This is a genomic window from Methanosarcina vacuolata Z-761, assembly GCF_000969905.1.
GTDB classification, from domain to species: Archaea; Halobacteriota; Methanosarcinia; order Methanosarcinales; family Methanosarcinaceae; genus Methanosarcina; species Methanosarcina vacuolata.
In genome coordinates this window covers 3,127,444-3,149,582 of sequence record NZ_CP009520.1, presented here as the reverse complement: position 1 = coordinate 3,149,582, position 22,139 = coordinate 3,127,444, and the positions used below count along the sequence as shown (strand labels likewise).

Below are 22,139 nucleotides of genomic sequence, written 5' to 3'. Positions count from 1 at the left end.
CTCATTTATGTAATTTTTTCAGGGGGTGATTATATGAAAGATATTGGAACTTCTGAATATAAGACACTGTTCGGGGAAATCAAAAATCGAATCCTTAAAGGTCAGTACGAGGCTTTAAAAGCTGTAAACAGGGAATTGATCTCAGTTTACTGGGATATTGGAAAGTTGATTGTTGAAAGGCAAAAAAGTGAGACATGGGGCAAGTCCGTTGTCGACCAGCTTTCAAAAGACCTAAAAGAGGAGTTTCCGGGGGTAAGGGGTTTCTCTGCTTCAAATATCTGGCGCATGAGGATGTTTTATCTCACATATACTGATAATCAAAAACTCGCACCATTGGTGCGAGAAATTGGGTGGACTCATAATATAGTGATTATGGAAAAATGTAAAGATGACCTTGAACGCGAGTTTTATCTACGTACAACCCGAAAATTCGGGTGGACAAAAAACGTTCTGATAGTTCAGATCGAAAACGATACATACAAAAAGACTCTGCTCAACCAGACGAATTTTAAAACAACCCTTCCAGCAGAAATTCAATCTCAGGCAAAATTAGCAATCAAGGACGAATATATATTCGATTTCCTCGAACTTGAGGAAAAACACTCAGAAAAGGAATTGGAGAAGGAAATTCTCTTAAAACTGGAAGTTTTCCTTCGTGAAATGGGAGGAATGTTCGCCTTTATAGGCAGTCAGTACCGCATTCAGGTAGAAGATGAAGAATACTTCATCGATCTTCTTCTCTTCCACCGGGCTATAAATTGTCTCATCGCAGTAGAACTTAAAATTGGCAAATTCTTCCCAGAATACATAGGAAAAATGCAGTTTTATCTGGCCCTCTTGGACGATTTTGTAAAGCAACCCCACGAAAATCCCTCTATTGGCATCATCCTCTGCAAATCCAGAAACAAAACCATTGTAGAATATGCTCTTCGCGAATCAAACAAGCCGATTGGAGTTGCTGAGTACAGAATCGTTTCTACCCTGCCAGAAAAACTCAAAGGAAAATTACCTTCTCCTGAAGAAATTTCGAAATTCTTGGAGGAAATAAAGTAAAGAAGCCAGTTTTTCCATTTCAATCAAAACACAATCCCCATCTAAAACCAAAGTAAGAAAATCCCGCCAAATCTTCCCCTCTCCTCCTTCTTCCTTTCCTGCATCCTTAGAACATTCTCAAACTCCCTGATTCCGGAAAGTTCAAATGACCTCCTTCACATCACCCAGTTCCTCAAGAGAGACTTTCAGTAAATTCCAAAACCACTTCCGGACGCTTTTAACAAGTATCTCAGGAATTCCCGGTCGCTATCAAAAATTTTGCATTCAGGGGTCCGGTTTGAGAATTTCACGATCTAGAGATTCTGTCGCGGATCGGTTTGGGAAGGATCAAAAACTAAAAAACGGTAGGTGGGGAAGATGGGAACAGTACGCGCGGGAAATATATTTTTACAGAAATAATTAGGTAGTCTATTTGAAATATACTCTGCGTTGTCCCATCTGAAGGCAATCGAAAATCCCCGTTTCAGTCAATCAAATCTTGCACAAAATTAAGCTGTTCAAAAAAGTTACTTAAAATTAAAGGTGCTCAAGCAACTCCTCAAGTGAAACATCAGCCTGTTTCAGGATTGCGTTTAATGTAGATTTTTTAATAGGGTCGTGAAGTGGTACGGTGACCAGGTTTGATTCTCTTTGCAAAATTACGTGGCTTCCTTTCTGCCTTACAACGACAAAACCCAATTTTCCGAGAGCTTTTATAACCTTTTTTCCGGAAGTCGAAGGCAATTTAGCCAACTGAAACCTCCACAGTAGCGATTTCTCCCAGTACCTGAGCTTGCTCTCTTGTTACTTCCAAGACAAGCTGAATAGCTTCCTTAATGTTTTCAAGTGCCTCTTCTTTAGTATCTCCTTCGCTAATAGCAGCAGGAATTTCGAGGCACTGGGCAGTATAGCCTCCGTCCTCAGATTCTTCAAGTTTGATTGTAAACCGCATAAAGAATAATTGGTAATTTTGATATTTAATATACTCTGCCTCTGATGATTTTAGCGTTGTAGATAAACGGCAGACTTCCAGCCTTTACCCTGAAAAATCAAACCGTGACATCTTTATATCTTTTCTTTTGCTTTATTCAGCGCATCTATTTTTGCCTGTATCTTATCCTTCTGCTGTTTGTACCTGATTTTGATTTCTTTAACCTCTCTGTAAATAGTTCCCCAACAGATATTCCCAGTAAATTCCAGAACCCCCTCCTTAAGCTTTTAACAAGTATCTTAGGAATTCCCGGTCGCTATCAGAAATTTTGCATTCAGTGGTCCGGTTTGAGAATTTCATGATCTAGTGTTGAGTCAACAACAAAATGTCGTATAAAATCGATTGCAATTATTCGGAATTATTGAATCCTTGATGATTGACTCGACACTAGAGATTCTGTCGCAGATCGATTTGGTGAAGGATCAAAAACTAAAAAACCATAGGCGTGGAAGAGGGGAGCAGTAGGCGCGGGAAATATATTTTTACAGAAATAGATCTGAAGACTTCTTTGAAATCAGCTTTTCCATATAATCCTCTTCCTGAAAACAGACCTGCAAAGAGTAAACGAGAAAGTTAACACAGCTATAAATAAAATCATTGGAATATGATTTATATCTGAAAGACGAGGCCAGTCAATGAGAGAATTTACTGTAGTTATTGAAAAGGACGAAGATGGAGTCTATGTAGCTTCTGTGCCTGAACTTCCAGGATGTCATACACAGGCAGAGAGTCTTGACGAATTAAACAGAAGAATAAAAGAAGCAATTGAGCTGTACCTTGAGGTTGAAGCCGAAGAGGGAGAAAAGGAACATCTTGATTTTGTCGGGATACAGAAGGTCAAAGTTGAGTTTTGAATGGATAAAATAGTGCCTCTTCCCAGCAAAAAGGTAGAAGAGACAAAGTTAAAAAATAGAGTCTCTAAAGAGTTCTGGACATACGAAAGAATTACAGAAGCCGGATAAATTCTTCATCTGTCATTCCTGCTTGCCGGATAATTGATTTTAAGGTTCCTGCCGGAATTTCCGGATGGTCGGGGACGATAACAATGCGTGTTTCACTCGGAGTTATTTTTTTCATTTTGATGTGACTTCCTTTCTGCGATACTATCTGAAACCCCTGGCTGCTGAGTGCCCTGATAACTTCACGAGCTGACGGGGTGGGAAGTTTTGGCATGGGAAGATACCTCCACCGTTGTGGTAAAAACCTGGCCAGCTGCGGGGATCTGAGCGTCTTCGTCTTCGAGATAGAGTTCGATTGCTTCTTTTAAGTTCTCAATGGCTTCTTCAATTGTTTCTCCCTGGCTTGCAATATCAAGTTCGGGGCACCATGAAACATACCATTTTCCTTCTTTATGAACTACGGCTGAAAACCTGTACGTTTCTACCATAATTAAGAAATTTCCGCATTGCTATAAAATGTTTATCTTGCTGATGACGGCTTGAAAAGCCTGGCTAAAAAAAAGATACTTCTTAAAAATTTATTTCTGAAGAACTTGCCAGTGGCAGCCTTGAATGAAAAAACAAGAACAAAAGAATTATAAAATGTATTGAAGGTATCTTAATTTTCGGTCTTTGCATAGAAAGGCAGCCAGTGACATCTTTACATCTTTTCTTTTGCTTTATTCAGCGCATCTATTTTTGCCTGTATCTCATCCTTCTGCTGCTTGTACCTGACTTTGATTTCTTTAACCTCTTTGTAGATAATCAGGCTTTGGTCACTGATTCCTTTCATTGACTCTATATGTATTACGAGTTCATCTACCCCTTCATCAAGTCGCGGTTCTACTTCCCGCCATTCTGCATACTTAGCCTCTAATTCTTCCTGACTTTTGTCGTCAAGATCAAAGATCTCGTCCCAGAGGTCCATAATCTGGCTCTCTATCTCTTCTTTTGTAGGCATTATCTTCTCCTCGGTTCGGTAAATCTGATTATAAGGGCACTACTATTAATTCCTTTCAGTAACCTTTTTCTTGCAGCCGTCAAGCCGGCTTTTTCAACCAGTAGAATGGAATTAATATTATTTTTATCCGACTTCCTCATATGTCCTATCAATTTTCAGAATGTTTTTCTGCTATCGTTTTTTCTGAAAATTTTCCTGATTGCTCAAACGTATCTTTTTGAAATTTCTCAAACTCTTTGGCCTTCAAACTCTTTGGCCTTTTGCCTTCAGTGAGGACTTCCAGAAGACATTTTCCTAAGCTTCAGTTGAGATAATCACTGCAAATTTTCAAATCAAAGTTGATCTGGCGCACCCCACAGTAAGCTAGCGGGGTATTCGAATGAAATAATTAGTGAAATCTTCATTATTGTAAAGAAAGAGGAACCTGACATTACATGAAGGCATAGAATTCTCAAGTTCATATTCCTGACACTGACCCAAATTTAACAGGACAAAAATGTGATGTTGGTGTCCAATATAATCAGAAATTTTGAACGAGGGCTAGGAGTGCGAAATTAGAGATACTTTCATGCCAATACTTCATGTTTTCACATTGGGAATTGCTTTATAATTCCACTTCCCCAAATAATCATTAAATACAATTTTCATGTTTTCCTTGAAGGTCCCACTTACTTTTCTTCCCGTTTCACATATTTTGTCCTTGATAGTCGAAAACACTTTTAAGTCCTGTTGATATAGAAGTCTTATCAACAAGGCTTTTGACCACATCAATGCTGCTGAAAACGGCACTCTTTACAGGCATTTGTGACATAACAGAATAACCTGCGCTCTATTGGGCTGTATTTCAAGGTATGTGCTGGATAATGAGCCATTCTTATCTCAATCCCAATTTCATCTACTAATTTTTAAGTTCAGTCTATTTGACCAATCCGCCCAACAAATATATAATTTTAATAAAGTCGTCCACTTAAAAAGTTGAAAACAGTAGTAACTTATATATCTTTGACAGCTTTAATCTATTTAGCTATATATAATTCAATAGGAGACTGAAAAGGGTTGCAATTCGAACTTCTAGAGTTGATTTTTCTTTCCGACAAGCGAAAGCAGTTATTGCTCTTTCTGAAAGGCGGTCCGAAAAACATAGATGAGATCAAGGAAGCCCTTGAGGTAACGTCCACTGCCATTTTGCCTCAAATAAAAAAATTAAAAGAAAAATCCCTGGTCGTTCAGGAAGACAAAATCTACAGCCTTTCACTTATAGGAAAAGTCCTTGTTGAAAAGATGCAGCCTCTTGTCAGCATAATTGATGTCTTTGAGGACAATTTTGATTACTGGGCTGAACGAGATTTTCAGGGAATTCCCTCTTCTTTCCGAAGGCGGCTTGGAGAACTCGGAAAGTGTGACCTGATTCAGCCAGATCTGGACAGGATGTTTGAACTTGACCCAAAGATCGTTGAAAACCTCTCTAAATCGAGTAGTATTCTTGAATGTATAGCCTATTTTGACCCCTCGCTTATTTCGATGTGTAAGGAACTTGCCAGAGATGGAGTCAAGCTTTCCTTTCTCATGTCCGGCCCTGTTTTTGAGCACTATTCTAAGGATTACTTCGAAGACCTCCAGAATATATTGACATTCGAGAGCGTGAAGTTTTTCCTGTACTCTGGAGAACTCCGGATCGCAAATCTAACCGCAACCGACAGATTTGTCATGATTTCCCTTTTCCCGAAAAGCCAGAAGCATTTCGATAGGGAAAGCCTGATAAGTTACGAGCCTTCAGCTCTCCAGTTTGGAAGTGAGCTTTTTGATGAGTTGCTCAAGAATTCTATCCAGATTACACAAATATCACATGAATAAATCAGCCTTTCCAAAAAACTGCTTGCCCGCAAGCCTTTTCAAAAAAGGCTTGAGCGAAAACCCGAGAAGTGTTTGAGTTTGAGACTCTTGTCCCCGACCCCTATCGGCGTGATAAACCGGCGCAACGGTTTGTGATCAACAGGCGCAACGGTTTGTGATCAACAGGCGCAACGGTTGCGGTTAAGGCGGCTATTATGGTGAAGATGCCGAGCGGAGCCAGGGCGGTTTATTTACTTGTAAGAACAAATATTCTTCATTTGCTGAAGAGGGTTAAAAAAGAGGAAGGATGAACCCTTCCGATATAAAGTTTTTAAATACCTTGAAAAGCTTAGTCCACTATTCCACCTGTATTTGCAGAGTGAACGGAACGCTGGTACCTTGCAAGGTAGCCTGTAACTTCCTTTTTTGGAGGTACGAATGCCGCCTTTCTTTTCGCAAGCTCTTCTTCTGGGACTTTAAGGTTCAGAACTCTTTCAGGAATATTAATCTCTATCATATCCCCGTCTTTTACCAGAGCAATTGGCCCTCCTTCGCTGGCTTCAGGAGAGACATGTCCTATACATGGTCCGCGTGTGCCTCCGGAAAAGCGCCCGTCAGTTATCAGAGCCACAGACTCCAGCAGGCCCATGCCTCCGATTGCGGCTGTAGCTGCAAGCATTTCCCTCATTCCAGGGCCGCCTTTTGGGCCTTCGTAGCGGATAACTACAATATCTCCAGGTTTTACATTGCCTGCAAGGATACTTTCCATAGCAGCTTCTTCACAGTCATAAACTTTGGCAGGGCCTGTATAAACGCGCATTTTAGGGTCAACGGCTGCCTGTTTTACGACCGAACCGTCAGGGGCAAGGTTGCCTTTAAGGACTGCAATTCCCCCTTCGGCATGGATAGGCTTGTCGAGAGTTGCAATTATATCTTTATTGAGTTTTGGGTTAATAATCTCAAACTCGTTCAGGTTTTCCCCGATAGTTTTGCCATTTGCTGTAAGCTGATCCAGGTGAAGTTTGGAGGAAAGCCTCTGCATGACTGCCTGAACTCCCCCGGCCCTGTCAAAGTGTAGCATGAAATTAGGGCCTCCAGGGCGAAGCGAGATCAGGTGGGGTGTTGTCCTGCTCAGTTCATCAAATTTTTCAAGAGGGAGATTCAGCCCGAATTCATGGGCAAGGGCAGGAAGGTGCAGAGTGGTATTTGTGCTCCCCCCGACTGCCATGTCTACCATTATTGCGTTTTCAAAAGACTTTAAAGTGACAAGCTTTCTGGGAGTCAGGTTTTCTTTAACCATTTCGACGATACGCTCACCTGATTCCTTGGCAATCCGGACCTTTTTTGCATCTACTGCGTGAGCAGTTGCACAGCCAGGAAGGCTCAGGCCAAGCGCTTCGGTCACACAGGCCATGGTGTTTGCGGTAAACATCCCTGCACATGACCCGGCTCCTCCGCAGGAAAGATTTTCAAGCCTTTTAAGATCAAGTTCTGAGAGTTTGCCTGCGCTGTAAGCGCCCACTCCTTCGAAAACTGAAATCAGGTCTGTATATTTGTCATCAACATAACCCGGAAGCATAGGCCCTCCGGTTACGACAATTGCAGGGATATCAAGCCTGCCTGCTGCCATAAGGTGACCTGGCACAATCTTGTCACATGTGGGAATAAGGACAATCCCATCAAACTGATGGGCTTTAACCATAATCTCTATCGTGTCCTCAATAACTTCTCTGCTGGGAAGGGAATATTTCATACCCTCATGTCCCATTGCGATTCCATCACATACTCCTATAGTATGGAATTCAAAAGGAACTCCCCCGGCGTTCCTGATCCCGGCTTTTACAGCCTCAGCAAGTTTATTCAGATGAATATGGCCAGGAATTATATCGTTCCAGGAATTAACGACTGCGATGAATGGTTTCCTCATCTCGGAATCTGTGACTCCTGTCGCTTTCAGAAGTGAACGGTTGGGAGCACGTTCAGGTCCCTCTTTGATGATATCGCTTCTCATTCTAAATCTCCTTAAAGTTTCATGATGAAAACTAAGTATAATGTATAGATAGGAAAAAACTTCATAGTATAAACAGGTTGGGGAGGAAAGACTTGTAAAAAAGAAACAGGATATGAACAGCTGGATGAAAGAATCGCTAAGGAGAAGGAAAGCAGGGAACATTTGTTAAAGGTACTGGTTCTGCCAGAGTTTCCGCTGCATAATAATGTGGTGGAACTGGCGGCGAGAGCAAAGGTCAGAAAAAGAGATGTGAGCTTTCAAACCATAACAGAGAAAGGAACAAAGGCAAATGACACATTTATGACGATTTTTCAGACAGCAAAGAGACTGGGTGTAAATACATATCAGTACATATGTGATAGATTCTATGTGATAGATTCTATGTGACAGATTCTATGTGATAGATTCTATGTGACAGATTCTATATGACAGATTCTATGTGACAGATTCTATGTGATAGATTCGCCAACAAATTCGAGATACCATCTCTGGCTCCTCTGGATCAACTCATCAGAGAAAAAAGTTCATTGAATGGAAATTGAGGGATTTCCACTCAATTTGAAGAGGATACGGTAAATGTTATAGCCGAAAAGGAAAATGTGTTGTAAAAAGATGATAACTAAAAAGTTATCTTCTGAGAATCATTGTCCTCAGACGGTCAGCAGCGCTTGCGGATTTATCAGCGATGCCTCCTATTCTTTCGACAAGTCCCATAAGGTGGCAGACGCCTGCGCCTCCGAGAACATCCTCGTATTCGAAGATATTTTTCAGGAGTGCGGTTTCAAGCACATCCACATCATGTTCCAGTCTTTCGACTTCAGGGATGATGGTCATAGTTTCTTTGATTTCTTCCTTGCTGAAGGAAGTTGCGAGAAGCTTGTAAAGTGCGCCAGCAAGTTCATCGTAAAGCCTTGCAGTCTTCAGGGAAGTGTTCATCAGTTCCAGAAAGCCTTTTTTGATTTCCTCAGGGACATCCTTACAGGACCGAAGGGTCATCCAGTAGGCAGCCGTCTGAGCATAATCCGCAATAGAGTCCTGCTGCTTAAGAAAGGAAAGGAGGTCTTTTTTATTCACGGGCAATCTTACTGATGAGGGAATGCTTGCTCTTATCTTTTGTTTGAGTTTATCAGCCTCATGTTCCAGTTTGTCAATCTCATCTGTTCTCTCCTCCAGAATGGACTGGTTTCCTGCACAGTAGGCTTCCATTGCTTCAGCCAGCTTTTCAACTGCCAGCACTCCCTTTTTTGCGTGTGTTTCCAGAGGCAAAAAGGGAGATTCAGCAACCACGTCAAGGACAGAACGGATGTAGTCTTTCATAAAAAGATCACCTTTAATCCTACAAAGATCAATGCCGATGTAAGTGCGGCTATAGGAACTGTTGCTACCCAGGAAGAAATAATTTTCCAGATCACGCGCAGGTCAACGGCTGCAATCCCGCCTGCAAGTCCAACCCCTATAACCGAGCCGACAAGAGTATGTGTAGTCGAAATCGGAAGGGAACTGTAACTGTGAAGCAAAACCACTGTCGCTGTTGCGAACTGGGCAGAAAAACCACGTGTAGGAGTAAGTTGCGTAATCTTTGAGCCAATTGTTAGAACTACTTTATAGCCCCAGGTGGCCATTCCTATTACCATTCCAAGACCTCCCAGTAAAAGCACCCAGAAAGGAATTCCGGATTCTGTCCCTGAAACTCCCATAACATTAAGTGCTGCACAGAGAGGACCAATCGCATTTGCTACGTCATTTGACCCGTGTGCAAATGCAATATAACAACCAGTAATGAGTTGTAAGGATATGAATTTTTTCTCAACAAAAGGCAGGTCTATAGCTCTATGAAGGTAGATTTTTCTTATCAGGGAAAAGGTCAGATAAGCAAAAACCGCTCCAAGAACTGGAGATATAAACCAGCTGGCAACAATTTTCAGAAGCTCTCCCCAGTGGATGTCAGAAAAAGAGATCGTTCCATTGTAAGCTGCAATCAGCCCGAAGCCGAGCACTGAGCCAACTATAGAATGGCTGGTTGAAACGGGAAGGTTATAAAAAGTGGTGAGAGTTACCCAGAAACTTGCCGCAAGAATCGCAGCCAGCATCCCGACCGCCACAATACCTGGGTGGACTTTGCCAATGATGCTGATGGGGACAATCCCATTGGCAATTGTAGAGGTTACTCGTCCACCGAACAATACGGCGCCTAAAAGTTCAAAAACAGCAGCAATAACAATCACTTGCTTGATTGATAAGGATCCTGTTCCAACTGAAGTCCCCATAGCATTTGCGAGGTCATTTGCCCCTATATTCCAGGCCATATAAAGGCCCGCTAAAATAAGCGCTATGATAAGTACATCCATTTTTTTCTGCTCCAGAAATATTAAACCTCAAATCTTTTAGTAATTATAATAATAACCCTTAACTAATAATAACCATAAACTCCGATTTTTAGTTATTATAATAAGTTTATCTGTTTCATTTATCCAAAGATTTATTATTTTCATTAATTCCTGAACACTTCTCTTAATTCTGAGCTTGTATGCTATTTCAGACCATTTCATTATATTTTATAGTTTCCATATATTTTCGAGCGCTCTATATAATCTATAGATCTATATACAACTATTTTTGATATATTCATATTCTCTTTACCTCAGGGTTAGCAGCTTTAAATCTCCTATCTGAAGATAACATGGACAAACTCTAAGAGAACAAAGCTTTTCCGTTATTCAAAATAACGTAAAGTTTTTATTCGGATGTGCCTTTCCAGAACTTCAATAAGAATTTTTAATTTTGAAAAAGAAGTTTTTGGAAATATTTTGTGGAAGGCTTCTAAATCTGTTCCAGAACTTCAATAAAAATGTTTAATTTTAAAAAAGAAGTCTTTGGATATATTTTGTGGAAGGCTTCTAAATCTGCTCCAGAACTTCATTCTGGAAAAGCAGAGAAGTTATTGCATAATTACTAATTGTAATAGAGTACTATAATAGAGTATTAATGTAACAGAGTATTAATGTAAGAGAATTTGGTTTTTTAAGATTACTAATTATATAATATTTCCATAGTTATTCAAATGGATTATTTAATATGAATTAATTGACAGAAATTATGCAAACACTGAGATCATTTAACAGTAGAGATCATTTAACAGTAGAGATCATTTAACAGTAGAGATCATTTAACTGTACAGATCATTTGATATAGAACAGTAGAGGAAGATATTTTTCAGGTTTCAAGCTCATGAAATTCCTGATCTTTCAGTTCTTTTTTCCTGATATTCTCTCTGAGCAGGTCCAGCACCTCTTCATCCGAAACATCGTACCATCTCTCGTAAGCCTGAGCAACAGCCCTGAAATATGCAGGAATCTCAAGCACCACGAGCTCATCTACTATTTTTTGAAGCTCTTCTGCGACCTCTACTCCTGCTACAGGCACTGCAACCACTATTTTTCTGGCCTTCCGGTTTTTGCAAAGTTCAATGGCTGCCCGCATTGTAGAGCCCATTGCAATGCCGTCATCAATTAGAATTACAGTTCTTCCCTCAAGCTCGGACAGGGAATTTCCTCCTCTGAGAGCTTTTATGCGCCTTTCAATCTCAGCAATTTGCTCCTGTTTTATCCGTTCAATGGTTTCTCCTGAAAGCCAGTTGTGTGCATTTTCTAAAATAAACGTACTTCCGTTCTCGGCTATTGCCCCGAATCCGGCTTCAGGATTGTCAGGGAAAGGTAGTTTCCTTGAAATAATTAGAGAAAAATCGGTATTCAGCTTCGCTGCAACCTGCAGTCCAACTTCCACTCCCCCACGTGGAATAGCAAGAATAATAGGATTTTCAATCCTGTATTTTTCAAGAGCTTTTGCAAGCTTTTCCCCTGCGTCTTTACGGTTTTTGAACATGTTTCCACCTTATATTCAAAAATTATGCCTTTTTTCCGTACAAATATTAAAATCAAAATATCCTCATAGGCCGCCTGTAAATTTCTACTGAAGAACCTGAAGGAAGAACGGTTTCTGGTAAACAAAGCTCCAAAACTTTGTTTGCAACATCTTCAGGCTTGAGAACAGGTTCATCTGAAAAAAGCGAGCGGTACATGTCGGTATCCACACCTGCAGGACAGACTGCATAAACCTGAAGTCCACCTCCTACTTCGTAAGCAAGAGACTCTGTAAAACCAATTACTGCAAATTTTGAAGCGCAATATATCGAAAGCTTCGGTATGCCATGCTTTCCCGCTCCCGAAGATATATTTACAATCCTGCCTTCTCCTCTTTTAAGTAGGTGAGGAAGAGCGTATTTTGTGCAGAAAAACATACCTTTCACGTTTGTATCTATAATCTCATTATATTCTTCAGTTGAAGTCTCTACAAGGTATTTCCTGTATGCCACTCCTGCATTGTTCACGAGGATATCAATTTTTCCAAAAGCATTTACTGCCTCTGAAATCATGTTTATGACTTCATCTTCTTTTCGAATGTCGGTCTTTACTGCAAGGGCCCTTCTCCCTTCCCTCTCCACCAGCCTGGCAGTTTCTCTAATTTCTCTTTCGGTTCTTGCAACAATTACAATGTTGGCTCCTTCTCTTGCCAGTGACAGGCAGATGGCCCTGCCAATTCCTTTTCCCCCGCCGGTTACAATGGCTGTCTGGCCTTTCAATCTCATAGCAGTCACTCTACAGTCAGCAGTTAATCTACAGTCAGCAGTCACTCTACAGTCATTTTATTAATTGTCAAGCAGGATAAGGTTATAATTTTGGAAGCACTATTTCTAAACTGCAATCAAGAGTTCTCTCTTAAAAAGAAAAGGAAAGTCCGGCAAAAGAATGCAGAAGACCTGGCAAAAAGATAATTTAGATACTATAAAGCTGCCAGAGCTACCTGTTATAAAGCTGCCAGAATTGTCCAATAACTGTTCCATAACTGTCCCATAACTGTCCTATAGTTATCGGAGGCCTGCTCCTTGGTATTTATAATTAAAGCTGAGGGACTGGAAGAGCCTGCATCTCGATTATCTTTCCGGATGTAACTTTTGAATCAGGCGAGGCAAGTTCCAGCACTTTTTCTGCGATGTGCTCTGGCTTGAGCGAAGGCTTGTCCGAAAATAGTGACCTGTACATACCCGTATCCACAGCGCCAGGGCAGATAGCGTAGACTTTTATTTCTCCTTCTAACTCGGACGCAATAGATTCTGTTATTCCGTTTACTCCAAATTTAGAGGCAGAGTATACGGAAAAATTCGGAAGCCCGTGTAATCCTCCTACCGAAGATATATTGATTATTTTTCCATTATTGCTCTCTCTGACGTATGGAATCGCATACTTTGTGCAGAGAAAAACTCCTTTTAAGTTGGTATCCATCATTTGTTCGTACTCTTCCAGGGTGGTATCTTCCAGCTTCTTTTTGTAAGCCACTCCTGCGTTGTTGATAAGGATATCAAGCCTGCCGCATTTGTCAATTGTCATTGAAATCAGGCGTCTTACGTCCTCTTCATTCTGCACGTCAGCCTGGACAGCCATGGCTTTACTGCCCATTGCTTTTAATTTATTTACGATCTCTTTGATTTCACTCTCATTCCTTGCTGCAATAACGACGTTTGCTCCCTCTTTTGCCAGAGCAAGGCAGATAGCTCTTCCTATCCCTTTGCTCCCTCCAGTTACAAGAGCTGTTTGACCTGCTAAACTCATTGCTACTCCTTTTATCGGTTTATATTTATATAATTATTTTTTATTAAATAAAATATAAAACGGAGAAAAAAGGGATATATTTTTGGAAATTAAGTTTCTGAAAAGAAGTTCTTCTCGCGAGAATGAGCTTTTTGATATTCTCAATTTCTTCGGTTGTCAGCCTTTTATTCAGAATTCTGGTGCGAATTCCGGCAGACGAATAATATTTCGTTTTGGGTTGTACCATTTTTGACGCTCCAATGCGTCTGAGATTATGTGAAGATCCCTCCATAAGCCCTGAGAAGATGGCAAAAGCTTTAAGTTAATCCAGATTTACGAGTCGAATATGAGAAGAAAATTTATGAATACACTGAATATATAACAACTCATGTTTGTGTCATCTATATCCCTTTCTGGTCATGCAGACATCGGAAATAATACACTAAAAAATAATACACTAAATAACAATAAAATATCTGTAGTGTGTATGGGTGATTCCATCACATACGGTTTTTGTGGAAATGGAACTTCATATCCTTCAATATTGCAATCACGATTGTCTGGAGCAGTAATACACAACGCTGGTGAGTGCGGAGATCAGACTTACGAGATGCTAGCCAGGTTTGATAGAGATGTGATATCACACCATCCGGATTTTGTTATAATAATGGGCGGTATCAATGACCTTCTCCTTGGACAGCCTGAACAGGTTATTGAAGATGATCTAGCTGCAATGTGCAAGAATTCCATACAAAATGGAATTACACCAGTACTTTGCTCAATCACACCAATGACTTATGTTCCACGGAATTTGAAAATAAAAACAAACAACCTGAACAAGTGGATTCTATCATATTCAAATGTACAAGGCTATAAAGTGATAGATTTCAACTCTGTGCTGGGCGATGGTCATGATAATCTGAGACAAGAGTACGATTCTGGAGACGGGTGCCATCCAAACGCTGCTGGTTATGTTGCTATGGGAAATTCGATTGACATCAATTTGTTTAAACACTAGAGGTAACTGGTGCCATCATAGGTTCAAAACAACTGAAAAAAATTGTGATTCCCTTGTAAGGTCTGTTATATTAACCATTTAAGGTCTATTATATTAACCATTTAAGGTCAATCATATTAACCATTTAAGGTCGATCATATTAACCATTTAAGGTCTGTTATATTAACCATTTAAGGTTAATACTTTCACATAGCTCAGGTGAACCTTTTAACCATTACTCGATATTTCCTTTTGAGGTTGGTTGAAATGGACACATCAGAGAAGTATATCAGAATGTGCTCACTAGCGAAGGAAATTCAGCAGAAGTGGGTATTCCAATCCGGTGATTTTGTTTATAATCCAGCTTTTGAAAAAATTGAGGTTTTACTCGACCCTGGAAATAATTCTATTAATTATATCTGGCTACCGAGACAAGACCAACTTCAAGAAATCTGTATCGCATTCTTTATGCATAATCTGAGAATATCGAAATTCGAAGCATTCTCACGATTTTTGGAATGGTACTCTGGACGCCTGAGATATACTTTCGAACATGGACTCAAGAATGGAAACGATTTCATAGACTCAGGGGAAGAACTTTTGTTAAACCGTGCAATGATAATGATGCACTGGAAAAAATGGGACGGGGAAAATTGGGTAAAAGCTCTAGATGGAAAAGCATCAGGGAAAATTCCCGCAAAAAATTCTAATTACTTCCAGGCTGGATCTAAAAAGGATTAGCTGTAGAGAATGCGGATTCAAAAAAGATAGTAATTATCGTATTTCAAAATGTTTTCCTGTTATTACAGTGTCGAAAATTTTTTGCCCTGGCAACGCGAAGCATTATTCGAAAATCTGACATTCGCGTTATACTTTTACTCAAGATACTGGCGATCAATATAACAGTACTTCCAGTCCTCACCTGGCTCGAAAGATTGGATCACAGGATGCCCGGTTTCTTCAAAGTGCTTTGTTGCGTGTTTATTTTTTGACTGGTCACAGCAGCCCACATGCCCACAGATCAGGCAAACCCTCAGGTGTACCCAGCTATCTCCGCTTTTCAGACATTCCTCACAACCCTTTGAGCCCTGTTCTATGTTTTTAATTTTTATCATATTCCTGTGTGTACAGGCCATAGTGTTTATCCTCCCACTTTACCCTCCCACTTTACCCTCTCACTTTTCCTTTTTACTTTTATTTACAGCGTTAAAAATGAGCAGTATTGAAATTACGTAACTGTAACCCTGGTAAACCTCCACCTTGCAATAAGAAACATTATTCCCGCAAAAGCCAGGAGAGCCAGGAAGGAGACAATAACCTCTCCCTGAGTGTAAGTATAGCGAAGTCCAATTGACGAAAATTCACTCCCTATTGCAAAATATCTTATTCCGCTGACAAGATGTGTGAGCGGATTGACTGTGGACAGAGCCCGGAGCACAGGAGGAAATGAATTCGCAGGGTAAAGTGCATTGCTCGTGAAAAAGAAAGGCATAGTAAGCAGGGTTATTACAGCCTGCATCCCTTCCGGGCTTTCCATTGTTATTGCTATTGCAGCCGAAAGGAAAAGAAACCCGAGAGAAAATGTCCCTATAAAAAGCATGATCCCGATGAGTGAAACCAGAATCTGTGTTACTGTGTAGCCTTCAAAAAACTGGACTCCCAGTAAAAGCCCAAAAACCATGATCACAGTAGCCTGGATAAAGGATTTTGTCATGGCTGAAAGTCCTATCCCTATGATTATATGGATTCTTGGAAGAGGACTTGAAAGGGTCTCCCGCATAAGCCCCCAGTTTTTGTCAAAAAGCAGCACTGTCCCCCCAAAAAGGCTTGTAAAAAGCGTGGTCATGGCAATAACGCCTGCACCTATGAAAGTCAGGTATCCCACAACCCTCACCCCGGGAATAACCGGCATAGTTGCAGTAAGCCTTTCAAAGTTGTTTGACATTGCTACTCCGAAAAAAGCTAGCCAGAGTGCAGGCTGGACAAGGGAAGTAAACAGAAGAGTTCGAAACCGGACAAACCTCAGCATGTCACGCCAGTATATGGTAAGAAAGCCTTTATGCATCTCTTAACGCCTTCCTGGTTTTGCCACAATCGTTTTTTCGGTTCCTGTATCCCTGAGCTCCCTTCCGGTATAATGAACAAAAACGTCATCCATTGATGGCTTTTTGAGGTTAACAGCCCTGATCTTAATACCCCCGTTCCGAAGTTTATCCATGATCTCAGGCAGCAGGTAGGTACCGTCCATATTGACCATAGCAATTATTCCTTTTGCTTTGTCTCGAATTCCTTTTACAGTATCAAGTTTCATTAACAGACTGGAAGCTTCCCTGTTATCACTTGTTTCGAGATATATAAGATCTTCACCAAGTGCATTTTTTAACTCCCAGGGCTTGCCTGTGACAATGATTTCCCCATGATCTATGATGCTTATCCTGTTACTGAGCTGGTCGGCTTCGTCCATATAATGGGTTGTCAGAAAAATGGTTGTGCCCTGCCGGTTGATGTCTTTTACGTAATCCCAGATTCTGATTCTTGTCTGAGGGTCAAGCCCGATTGTAGGTTCGTCCATGAAAAGCACTCTCGGGCGGGTCATGAGTCCCCTCGCAATCTCAAGCCTGCGCTTCATTCCGCCGCTCAGGTATCTTGTCAGGACATCCCTCTTTGCTTCAAGCTCGACCAGACTTAGCAATTCGTCAACACGCGCCTGCCTTTGAGCTTTTGGCATGGAATAGAGCCTTCCGTGGTATTCCAGAATCTCCCGAACAGTCATATCCCTGTCAAGAGTCAACTCCTGAAAGACAATTCCTATTGATTCTCTTACTTTTTCAGGCTCAGTTCTCAAATCATGGCCTGCAATAGTTACTCTGCCTTTCTGCATAGGCAGGAGAGTGGTAAGAATATTAATCACAGTACTCTTCCCAGCTCCGTTTGGCCCGAGAAAAGAAAATATCTCCCCTTTTCTTACCGTAAAACTGATGTTATCGACGGCTTTTATCTCGCCGAAAAAATATTCAAGGTTAGTTACTTCTATGATATTGTCTTCCAGAACCAGTACTCCCTCTGTTTCTATCTATAAAGGAAATGAAACTTTCATTGATAAATAGGTATTTTGCCTGAATTTCTGTAGAAAGTAAACTGGTTAATAAATATGGATAAAACCATATCTAAGTATCGAAAGCCACAGATGAATTCTTAAGGGCTACTGGAAAGGAATATTTCGTGAAATGGCTCTTTTGCGAGCCTGAATAGATAAAGGCAGCAAAAATTATTTGCTTAAAAGGAGAAAAGAAAGTAAACAGGTTAGTTAGCAGGTAGTCTGTCAACGGCCGAAAAGCTGGATAATCTAAGCCACAGTTTGATTTGAGTTACAGTTTGCAGAACTTCAGGGATGCTTCTAGAGCCAAAAAATGTTAGGAGAATTAGATACGGATCACGAACAGACTTTTAAGAAGTATCACTATGTTATCGAAAGAGGATATCCCCATCCTCTTGGGGCAACGCCTGATGAAGATGGAGTAAATTTTTCTATTTATTCCGAACATGCAGATTACGTTGAACTTCTGCTTTTTCACAGATGTGATGATCTGAAACCTGCTCTTATCCTTTACACAAACAGAGTTGGAAAATTTACTCATTCTAAAAATATTGCAAATTCAGTTATGGTTTCCGAGGATATTGAAAATATTAAGAATTCAGTTAAGGTTTCCGAGGATATTGAAAATATTGCGAGCTCAGTTAAGGTTTCCGAGGATATTGAAAATATTGCGAGCTCAGTTAAGGTTTCCGAGGATATTGAAAGTATTGAAAATCCAGTTAAGGTTTCTGGGGATATTGAAAATATTGAGAATTCAGTTAAAGTTTCCGAGGATCTTGAAACCACCGAAGCTACAAGTATTGAAATCACTGAAGCCACAAGTATTGCTCTTAATAAAACATTTCACTTCTGGCATGTATATGTGCGGGGCCTGAAGCCTGGAATCCACTATGCATATCGGATAGGCGGTCCTCTTGATCCCTCCAGAGGATATGATTTTGATGATGCAACAAGCCTTGACGGAAGAAAACAATACTGGGGCTATGACCCAATATGTTTTTTTGCGCCTCACAGCGGCTATTGTGTGAATCCTGAGTACGGAGCTCATATGGAAGAATTCAGGGACATGGTCAGAGCTCTGCACAAAGCTGGAATTGAGGTAATTCTTGATGTGGTCTTTAACCATACAGCCGAAGGAGACAACCTGGGTCCGGTATTTTCTTTCAAGGGTATAGATAACAGCATATATTATCTCCTGGAACCTGACAAACAATACTACAGCAATTATTCGGGTTGTGGAAACACAGTGAGCTGCAATCATCCTATTCCCCAGAAGCTGATAGTAGACTGCCTGAAATACTGGGCAGAAGAGATGCATGTTGATGGTTTTCGGTTTGATGAGGGTTCTATCCTTTCGCTGGATACCGATGGGAAGGTTATGAAGTATCCCCCTGTTATATGGCAGATTAAACTTGACGATGCTCTCGGATACATAAAAGTGATTGCTGAAGCCTGGGATGCAGCTGCACTCAATCAGGTAGGATACTTCCCGGGCCCGAGGTGGGCTGAATGGAACGGTTATTATCGGGATGAGATCCGCCGCTTTGTAAGAGGAGATCCCGGGCTTGTAAGGAGGGTTGCAAGCCGGATTGCCGGGAGCCCTGACCTCTACCAGTCCGAATCAAGGCTTCCGATCAATAGTGTTAATTTCGTGACGTGCCACGACGGAACGACGGATTTACACTTAACGACCTTGTTTCTTATAACTACAAACACAATGAGGCTAACGGGGAAAATAACAGGGATGGAATTGACAATAATTTGAGCTGGAACTGCGGGGTTGAGGGAGATACCGAAGACCCAGAAATTGAAAACTTGCGGGAAAGGCAGATCAAAAATTTCGCTGCAATTCTGTTGCTGTCTATAGGAGTTCCGATGATTTGCATGGGAGATGAAGTCAGACGCACTCAGAAAGGCAACAACAATGCTTATTGCCAGGACAATGAGACGAGTTGGTTTGACTGGAATTTAGTAGAGAAAAATCGCGATATGTTCCGCTTCTGGAAATTGATGAGTGATTTTCGAAAACGCCATACTACCATCCTTCGCCCCCGATATTTTACAGGCAAGGAAAACGAACGTGGGCTAAAAGATATTTCCTGGCATGGGTGCAAGCTCTACAGTCCAGGCTGGGACGACCCTCATGCAAGAGTCCTTTCTTTTACCATGGGAGAACCCGGAGACGAAGAAGATATACATGTTATGATGAATATGTACTGGGAGCCTCTTGAGTTCGAGATTCCTGAACTCAAATGTATAGGTAGAAGCTGGTATAGAGCAGTCGATACGTTCCTGCCTTCTCCTCAGGAAATTGCCGGAGCCGGAGAAGAAACTCAGGTCAGCGGGAACAGCTACATTGTGCAGGGCAGGAGTGTAGTTGTGCTAATTTCAAAGTGATCGCTTTAAAAAAGGATTACAGTGCAAAAAGGATTACAGTGCAAAAAGGGTTATAGTGCAGAAATTCCAGGCACTGGAAAAAGTTGAAGCTTTAAGATTAGTGCGAAAAATTATCTGTAGATCTATGTGACGAACTATCTGTTGATCTTTTATATGCCTCTATAACATCCTGAACTGACTCAAAGATATGGTCTTTACCAACCATTTGGGTTATGCCGTCTTTATCCAGCTCACTCATCACAGGCTGTACTACTTCACTTAATACAAGAGTAATGCCCAGTTTTTGCAGTTGGGTATACACTTTTTTGAGCGTCTCTGCGGAAGTGAAATCGATATCTCCAATGTTTGTGGCAGAAATGCAAAACCATTTAAGTGAGCCATTTTTTATGGCAAGGTCTATTATTTCTTCCGCGAAGCGGTCTTCGTTAGCAAAGTAGAGGTTTGAACCAAAACGGTAGATTAACAATCCTTCAACAGCTTGCTGCCCACTTTCCAGTGGAAATGTCTTCATAGCCCCTCCTGCCTTTGGAACAAGCAGAAGGTTAAGTGGCCTGTAACTATGGCGCAGGTGAGCAATGATCGAGAGTATAATAGCTATAAGGATTCCCTGCTCGACACCTATAACTACGACCGTTATAGCCGTTATCAAAGCGACAGCAAACTCAACAGGCCGCTGTCTGTGAAGGGCGGTCATCCCTTCGATATCGATAAGATGCAGACCAATGAGGAATACCATAGACGAAAGTACAGCTGTGGGTAAATAGGCGAATGGCCTGGTAAAGAACAACAGGACTAATATAACAGTTAAGACTGTTGTGAGCTGAGTAAGCTGTGTCCTACCTCCTGCATTTTTTATCATTTCAGTCTTGGTTGGGCTGCCGTTGACAACGAAAGTCCCTGATATCCCGGCTGCTGCATTAGCAAGGCTCAATCCGATGAGGTCTGTGTTTTCATTAAAAGTGTCGGAAAACTTAATGGCATAAGCACGAGATGTTGCAGCACTCTGGGCAAGGATAATAATAAAACAAGAAACGGATATGTTGAAAATATCTGGTAGATTTGAAAGCGGGATTTGAGGAATAGAAATTTGCGGCAGGCCTTGTGGTACTGTGCCAAGGACGCTAATCCCGTAAGAAGAAAAGTCTAATATCCGGCTTGCAGCAATTGCGCCAATAATCGCTATTAGTGAACCTGGAAATTTGTGGCTGATCTTTTCGCCAAGAACAATAACCCCGATTACGGATAATGAGACCAGGAGCGTGGGGGTATTTGTAAGAAAGAGATTTCTTACTAAAGATATAATCTGCACAGATGTCCCATCTGGTTCTGAAGGTATCCCAAGCATCCCGCTAATCTGTGATATAGATATATAGATACCAGCACCTGTGAGAAATCCTATCAGGACCGTGTAGGAGAGGAAGTCAGCGAGAAAACCAAGCTGGAACAAACCTCCAAGGAAAAGCAAGATTGCTACGAGTAGAGCGATTGCGCTCGCATATGCAACATATTGAGAAGATCCCGGCACGGCTATCGTTGTTAGTCCACTTGCTATAATTGCCGCGGTTGCTGAATCGGCGCCAACGACAAGATGACGGGATGAACCAAAAATGGCAAAAGCTAACATTGGAAACAGGATCGTGTAGATTCCAGTAACTACAGGCATGCCTGCAATTTTAGTGTATCCCATAACTTCGGGGATGGCAAACGCTGCGAATGTTATCCCTGCGATAATTTCCAGGGGTATCTGTTTGGAGTTGAGGGGTAATATTCCCTGAAAGAGGGAAAAATGAAAAGATCTTCTGGAATTCTGCGCAGGTTTCATATTCGTTCTAATCTCCTTACAATAAGGTAATTTTTTGATTGAAATCTTGAATGACGGATATATCAAACCAGCCTAATATCCGCCTGAATTTGCAAACCTTTGATCTTATCCTTCAGGTCATATGTTTAGACCTACAACTTTAATTATAATTATCGATTCGTTTCTATTGATTTGTATATTTCTTCATTCAACAACTTCTGGTTATGGTGCTATTGTTTTCTCAGTTCAACCGCTTAAGTCCGATTCATTTTTCATGATGAGTCTTTTGAATATGATATGAATATAATGGTCCGAGTCAAAGTTTATATTCATTCAAATTAATAAATTAGAAACTCAACTAAAAACTCAACTCAAAAACTAACTCAAAAACTCAACTACAAAAACCAACTCAAAAACTCAACTCAAAAACCAACTA

At 41.0% G+C, this 22,139-nt stretch carries 25 protein-coding genes; 8 read left to right on the top strand and 17 right to left on the bottom strand.

The window, feature by feature from the left end; genetic code table 11:
* Positions 1–33: 33 nt before the first annotated feature.
* On the top strand, positions 34–1,053 hold the full coding sequence (locus tag MSVAZ_RS12995; protein WP_048121590.1) for a PDDEXK nuclease domain-containing protein: 1,020 nt from the start codon (positions 34–36) through the stop codon (positions 1,051–1,053).
* A 516-nt stretch (positions 1,054–1,569) separates the two neighbouring features.
* Here MSVAZ_RS12995 and MSVAZ_RS12990 read toward each other — a convergent pair.
* Both MSVAZ_RS12990 and MSVAZ_RS12985 read right to left on the bottom strand, forming a co-directional pair.
* On the bottom strand, positions 1,570–1,785 hold the full coding sequence (locus MSVAZ_RS12990) for a type II toxin-antitoxin system HicA family toxin (RefSeq protein WP_048121588.1): 216 nt from the start codon (positions 1,783–1,785) through the stop codon (positions 1,570–1,572).
* Positions 1,778–1,984 (bottom strand): type II toxin-antitoxin system HicB family antitoxin, encoded by a 207-nt coding sequence (locus tag MSVAZ_RS12985; protein ID WP_048121586.1) that lies wholly within the window; start codon positions 1,982–1,984, stop codon positions 1,778–1,780. The genes MSVAZ_RS12990 and MSVAZ_RS12985 overlap by 8 nt, the downstream gene beginning before the upstream one ends.
* A gap of 674 nt (positions 1,985–2,658) precedes the next feature.
* On the opposite strand from MSVAZ_RS12985, the gene MSVAZ_RS12980 reads away from it, so the two are divergent.
* On the top strand, positions 2,659–2,877 hold the full coding sequence (locus tag MSVAZ_RS12980; protein WP_048121584.1) for a type II toxin-antitoxin system HicB family antitoxin: 219 nt from the start codon (positions 2,659–2,661) through the stop codon (positions 2,875–2,877).
* A 91-nt stretch (positions 2,878–2,968) separates the two neighbouring features.
* Here the strand turns inward: MSVAZ_RS12980 and MSVAZ_RS12975 are convergent, their stop codons facing one another.
* The 5 genes from MSVAZ_RS12975 to MSVAZ_RS21865 form a co-directional block, all read right to left on the bottom strand.
* Entirely contained in the window at positions 2,969–3,196 is a 228-nt protein-coding gene (locus MSVAZ_RS12975; protein ID WP_048121582.1) for a type II toxin-antitoxin system HicA family toxin, read from the bottom strand.
* A complete protein-coding gene (locus tag MSVAZ_RS12970; protein ID WP_048108655.1) occupies positions 3,165–3,410 on the bottom strand; it encodes a type II toxin-antitoxin system HicB family antitoxin in 246 nt (81 codons plus the stop codon). The genes MSVAZ_RS12975 and MSVAZ_RS12970 overlap by 32 nt, the downstream gene beginning before the upstream one ends.
* A gap of 212 nt (positions 3,411–3,622) precedes the next feature.
* Positions 3,623–3,922, bottom strand: a complete 300-nt coding sequence (locus tag MSVAZ_RS12965) for a hypothetical protein (RefSeq protein WP_048121580.1) — start codon at positions 3,920–3,922, stop codon at positions 3,623–3,625.
* A 685-nt stretch (positions 3,923–4,607) separates the two neighbouring features.
* Positions 4,608–4,733 carry a hypothetical protein gene (locus MSVAZ_RS21590; protein WP_269746775.1) on the bottom strand — a complete coding sequence of 42 codons (126 nt, stop codon included), beginning with the start codon at positions 4,731–4,733 and terminating at the stop codon, positions 4,608–4,610.
* Complete coding sequence (locus MSVAZ_RS21865) at positions 4,690–4,794, bottom strand: ISAzo13-like element transposase-related protein (protein ID WP_084626146.1); 105 nt, start codon at positions 4,792–4,794, stop codon at positions 4,690–4,692. The genes MSVAZ_RS21590 and MSVAZ_RS21865 overlap by 44 nt, the downstream gene beginning before the upstream one ends.
* A 184-nt stretch (positions 4,795–4,978) precedes the next feature.
* On the opposite strand from MSVAZ_RS21865, the gene MSVAZ_RS12955 reads away from it, so the two are divergent.
* Entirely contained in the window at positions 4,979–5,776 is a 798-nt protein-coding gene (locus MSVAZ_RS12955; RefSeq protein ID WP_048121576.1) for a helix-turn-helix transcriptional regulator, read from the top strand.
* 328 nt (positions 5,777–6,104) lie between these two features.
* Here the strand turns inward: MSVAZ_RS12955 and ilvD are convergent, their stop codons facing one another.
* On the bottom strand, positions 6,105–7,766 hold the full coding sequence (gene ilvD / locus MSVAZ_RS12950; RefSeq protein ID WP_048121574.1) for a dihydroxy-acid dehydratase: 1,662 nt from the start codon (positions 7,764–7,766) through the stop codon (positions 6,105–6,107).
* Positions 7,767–7,928: 162 nt separating this feature from the next.
* On the opposite strand from ilvD, the gene MSVAZ_RS12945 reads away from it, so the two are divergent.
* On the top strand, positions 7,929–8,153 hold the full coding sequence (locus MSVAZ_RS12945) for a hypothetical protein (protein WP_048121571.1): 225 nt from the start codon (positions 7,929–7,931) through the stop codon (positions 8,151–8,153).
* Positions 8,154–8,393: 240 nt separating this feature from the next.
* Here the strand turns inward: MSVAZ_RS12945 and MSVAZ_RS12940 are convergent, their stop codons facing one another.
* From MSVAZ_RS12940 to MSVAZ_RS12920, 5 genes are all read right to left on the bottom strand, one after another.
* Positions 8,394–9,083 carry a TIGR00153 family protein gene (locus MSVAZ_RS12940; protein ID WP_048121569.1) on the bottom strand — a complete coding sequence of 230 codons (690 nt, stop codon included), beginning with the start codon at positions 9,081–9,083 and terminating at the stop codon, positions 8,394–8,396.
* A complete protein-coding gene (locus MSVAZ_RS12935; RefSeq protein ID WP_048121567.1) occupies positions 9,080–10,114 on the bottom strand; it encodes an inorganic phosphate transporter in 1,035 nt (344 codons plus the stop codon). The genes MSVAZ_RS12940 and MSVAZ_RS12935 overlap by 4 nt, the downstream gene beginning before the upstream one ends.
* An 865-nt stretch (positions 10,115–10,979) precedes the next feature.
* Complete coding sequence (locus MSVAZ_RS12930) at positions 10,980–11,648, bottom strand: phosphoribosyltransferase (RefSeq protein ID WP_048121565.1); 669 nt, start codon at positions 11,646–11,648, stop codon at positions 10,980–10,982.
* Between the two features lie 52 nt (positions 11,649–11,700).
* Positions 11,701–12,411: an SDR family NAD(P)-dependent oxidoreductase gene (locus MSVAZ_RS12925; RefSeq protein WP_048121563.1), complete on the bottom strand. Its 711-nt coding sequence runs from the start codon at positions 12,409–12,411 to the stop codon at positions 11,701–11,703.
* A 310-nt stretch (positions 12,412–12,721) separates the two neighbouring features.
* Positions 12,722–13,432, bottom strand: a complete 711-nt coding sequence (locus tag MSVAZ_RS12920; protein WP_048121561.1) for an SDR family NAD(P)-dependent oxidoreductase — start codon at positions 13,430–13,432, stop codon at positions 12,722–12,724.
* Positions 13,433–13,898: 466 nt separating this feature from the next.
* Between MSVAZ_RS12920 and MSVAZ_RS18935 the strand changes: the two genes are divergently transcribed.
* Positions 13,899–14,429 carry a GDSL-type esterase/lipase family protein gene (locus MSVAZ_RS18935; RefSeq protein WP_232316093.1) on the top strand — a complete coding sequence of 177 codons (531 nt, stop codon included), beginning with the start codon at positions 13,899–13,901 and terminating at the stop codon, positions 14,427–14,429.
* A 237-nt stretch (positions 14,430–14,666) separates the two neighbouring features.
* A complete protein-coding gene (locus tag MSVAZ_RS12905) occupies positions 14,667–15,149 on the top strand; it encodes a hypothetical protein (RefSeq protein WP_232316092.1) in 483 nt (160 codons plus the stop codon).
* 134 nt (positions 15,150–15,283) lie between these two features.
* On the opposite strand, the gene MSVAZ_RS12900 is transcribed toward MSVAZ_RS12905, so the two are convergent.
* The 3 genes from MSVAZ_RS12900 to MSVAZ_RS12890 all read right to left on the bottom strand — a co-directional run bounded on the left by MSVAZ_RS12900 (position 15,284) and on the right by MSVAZ_RS12890 (position 17,406).
* Complete coding sequence (locus MSVAZ_RS12900; RefSeq protein ID WP_048121557.1) at positions 15,284–15,544, bottom strand: UBP-type zinc finger domain-containing protein; 261 nt, start codon at positions 15,542–15,544, stop codon at positions 15,284–15,286.
* Positions 15,545–15,636: 92 nt separating this feature from the next.
* Positions 15,637–16,473: an ABC transporter permease gene (locus MSVAZ_RS12895; protein WP_048121555.1), complete on the bottom strand. Its 837-nt coding sequence runs from the start codon at positions 16,471–16,473 to the stop codon at positions 15,637–15,639.
* A 3-nt stretch (positions 16,474–16,476) separates the two neighbouring features.
* Positions 16,477–17,406, bottom strand: a complete 930-nt coding sequence (locus MSVAZ_RS12890; RefSeq protein WP_394297490.1) for an ATP-binding cassette domain-containing protein — start codon at positions 17,404–17,406, stop codon at positions 16,477–16,479.
* Between the two features lie 412 nt (positions 17,407–17,818).
* On the opposite strand from MSVAZ_RS12890, the gene MSVAZ_RS21340 reads away from it, so the two are divergent.
* A complete protein-coding gene (locus tag MSVAZ_RS21340) occupies positions 17,819–19,270 on the top strand; it encodes an alpha-amylase family glycosyl hydrolase (protein WP_232316091.1) in 1,452 nt (483 codons plus the stop codon).
* Positions 19,267–19,902: a hypothetical protein gene (locus tag MSVAZ_RS21335; protein WP_232316090.1), complete on the top strand. Its 636-nt coding sequence runs from the start codon at positions 19,267–19,269 to the stop codon at positions 19,900–19,902. The genes MSVAZ_RS21340 and MSVAZ_RS21335 overlap by 4 nt, the downstream gene beginning before the upstream one ends.
* 97 nt (positions 19,903–19,999) lie before the next feature.
* On the opposite strand, the gene MSVAZ_RS12875 is transcribed toward MSVAZ_RS21335, so the two are convergent.
* A complete protein-coding gene (locus MSVAZ_RS12875) occupies positions 20,000–21,724 on the bottom strand; it encodes a SulP family inorganic anion transporter (RefSeq protein WP_048121552.1) in 1,725 nt (574 codons plus the stop codon).
* Positions 21,725–22,139: the final 415 nt, after the last annotated feature.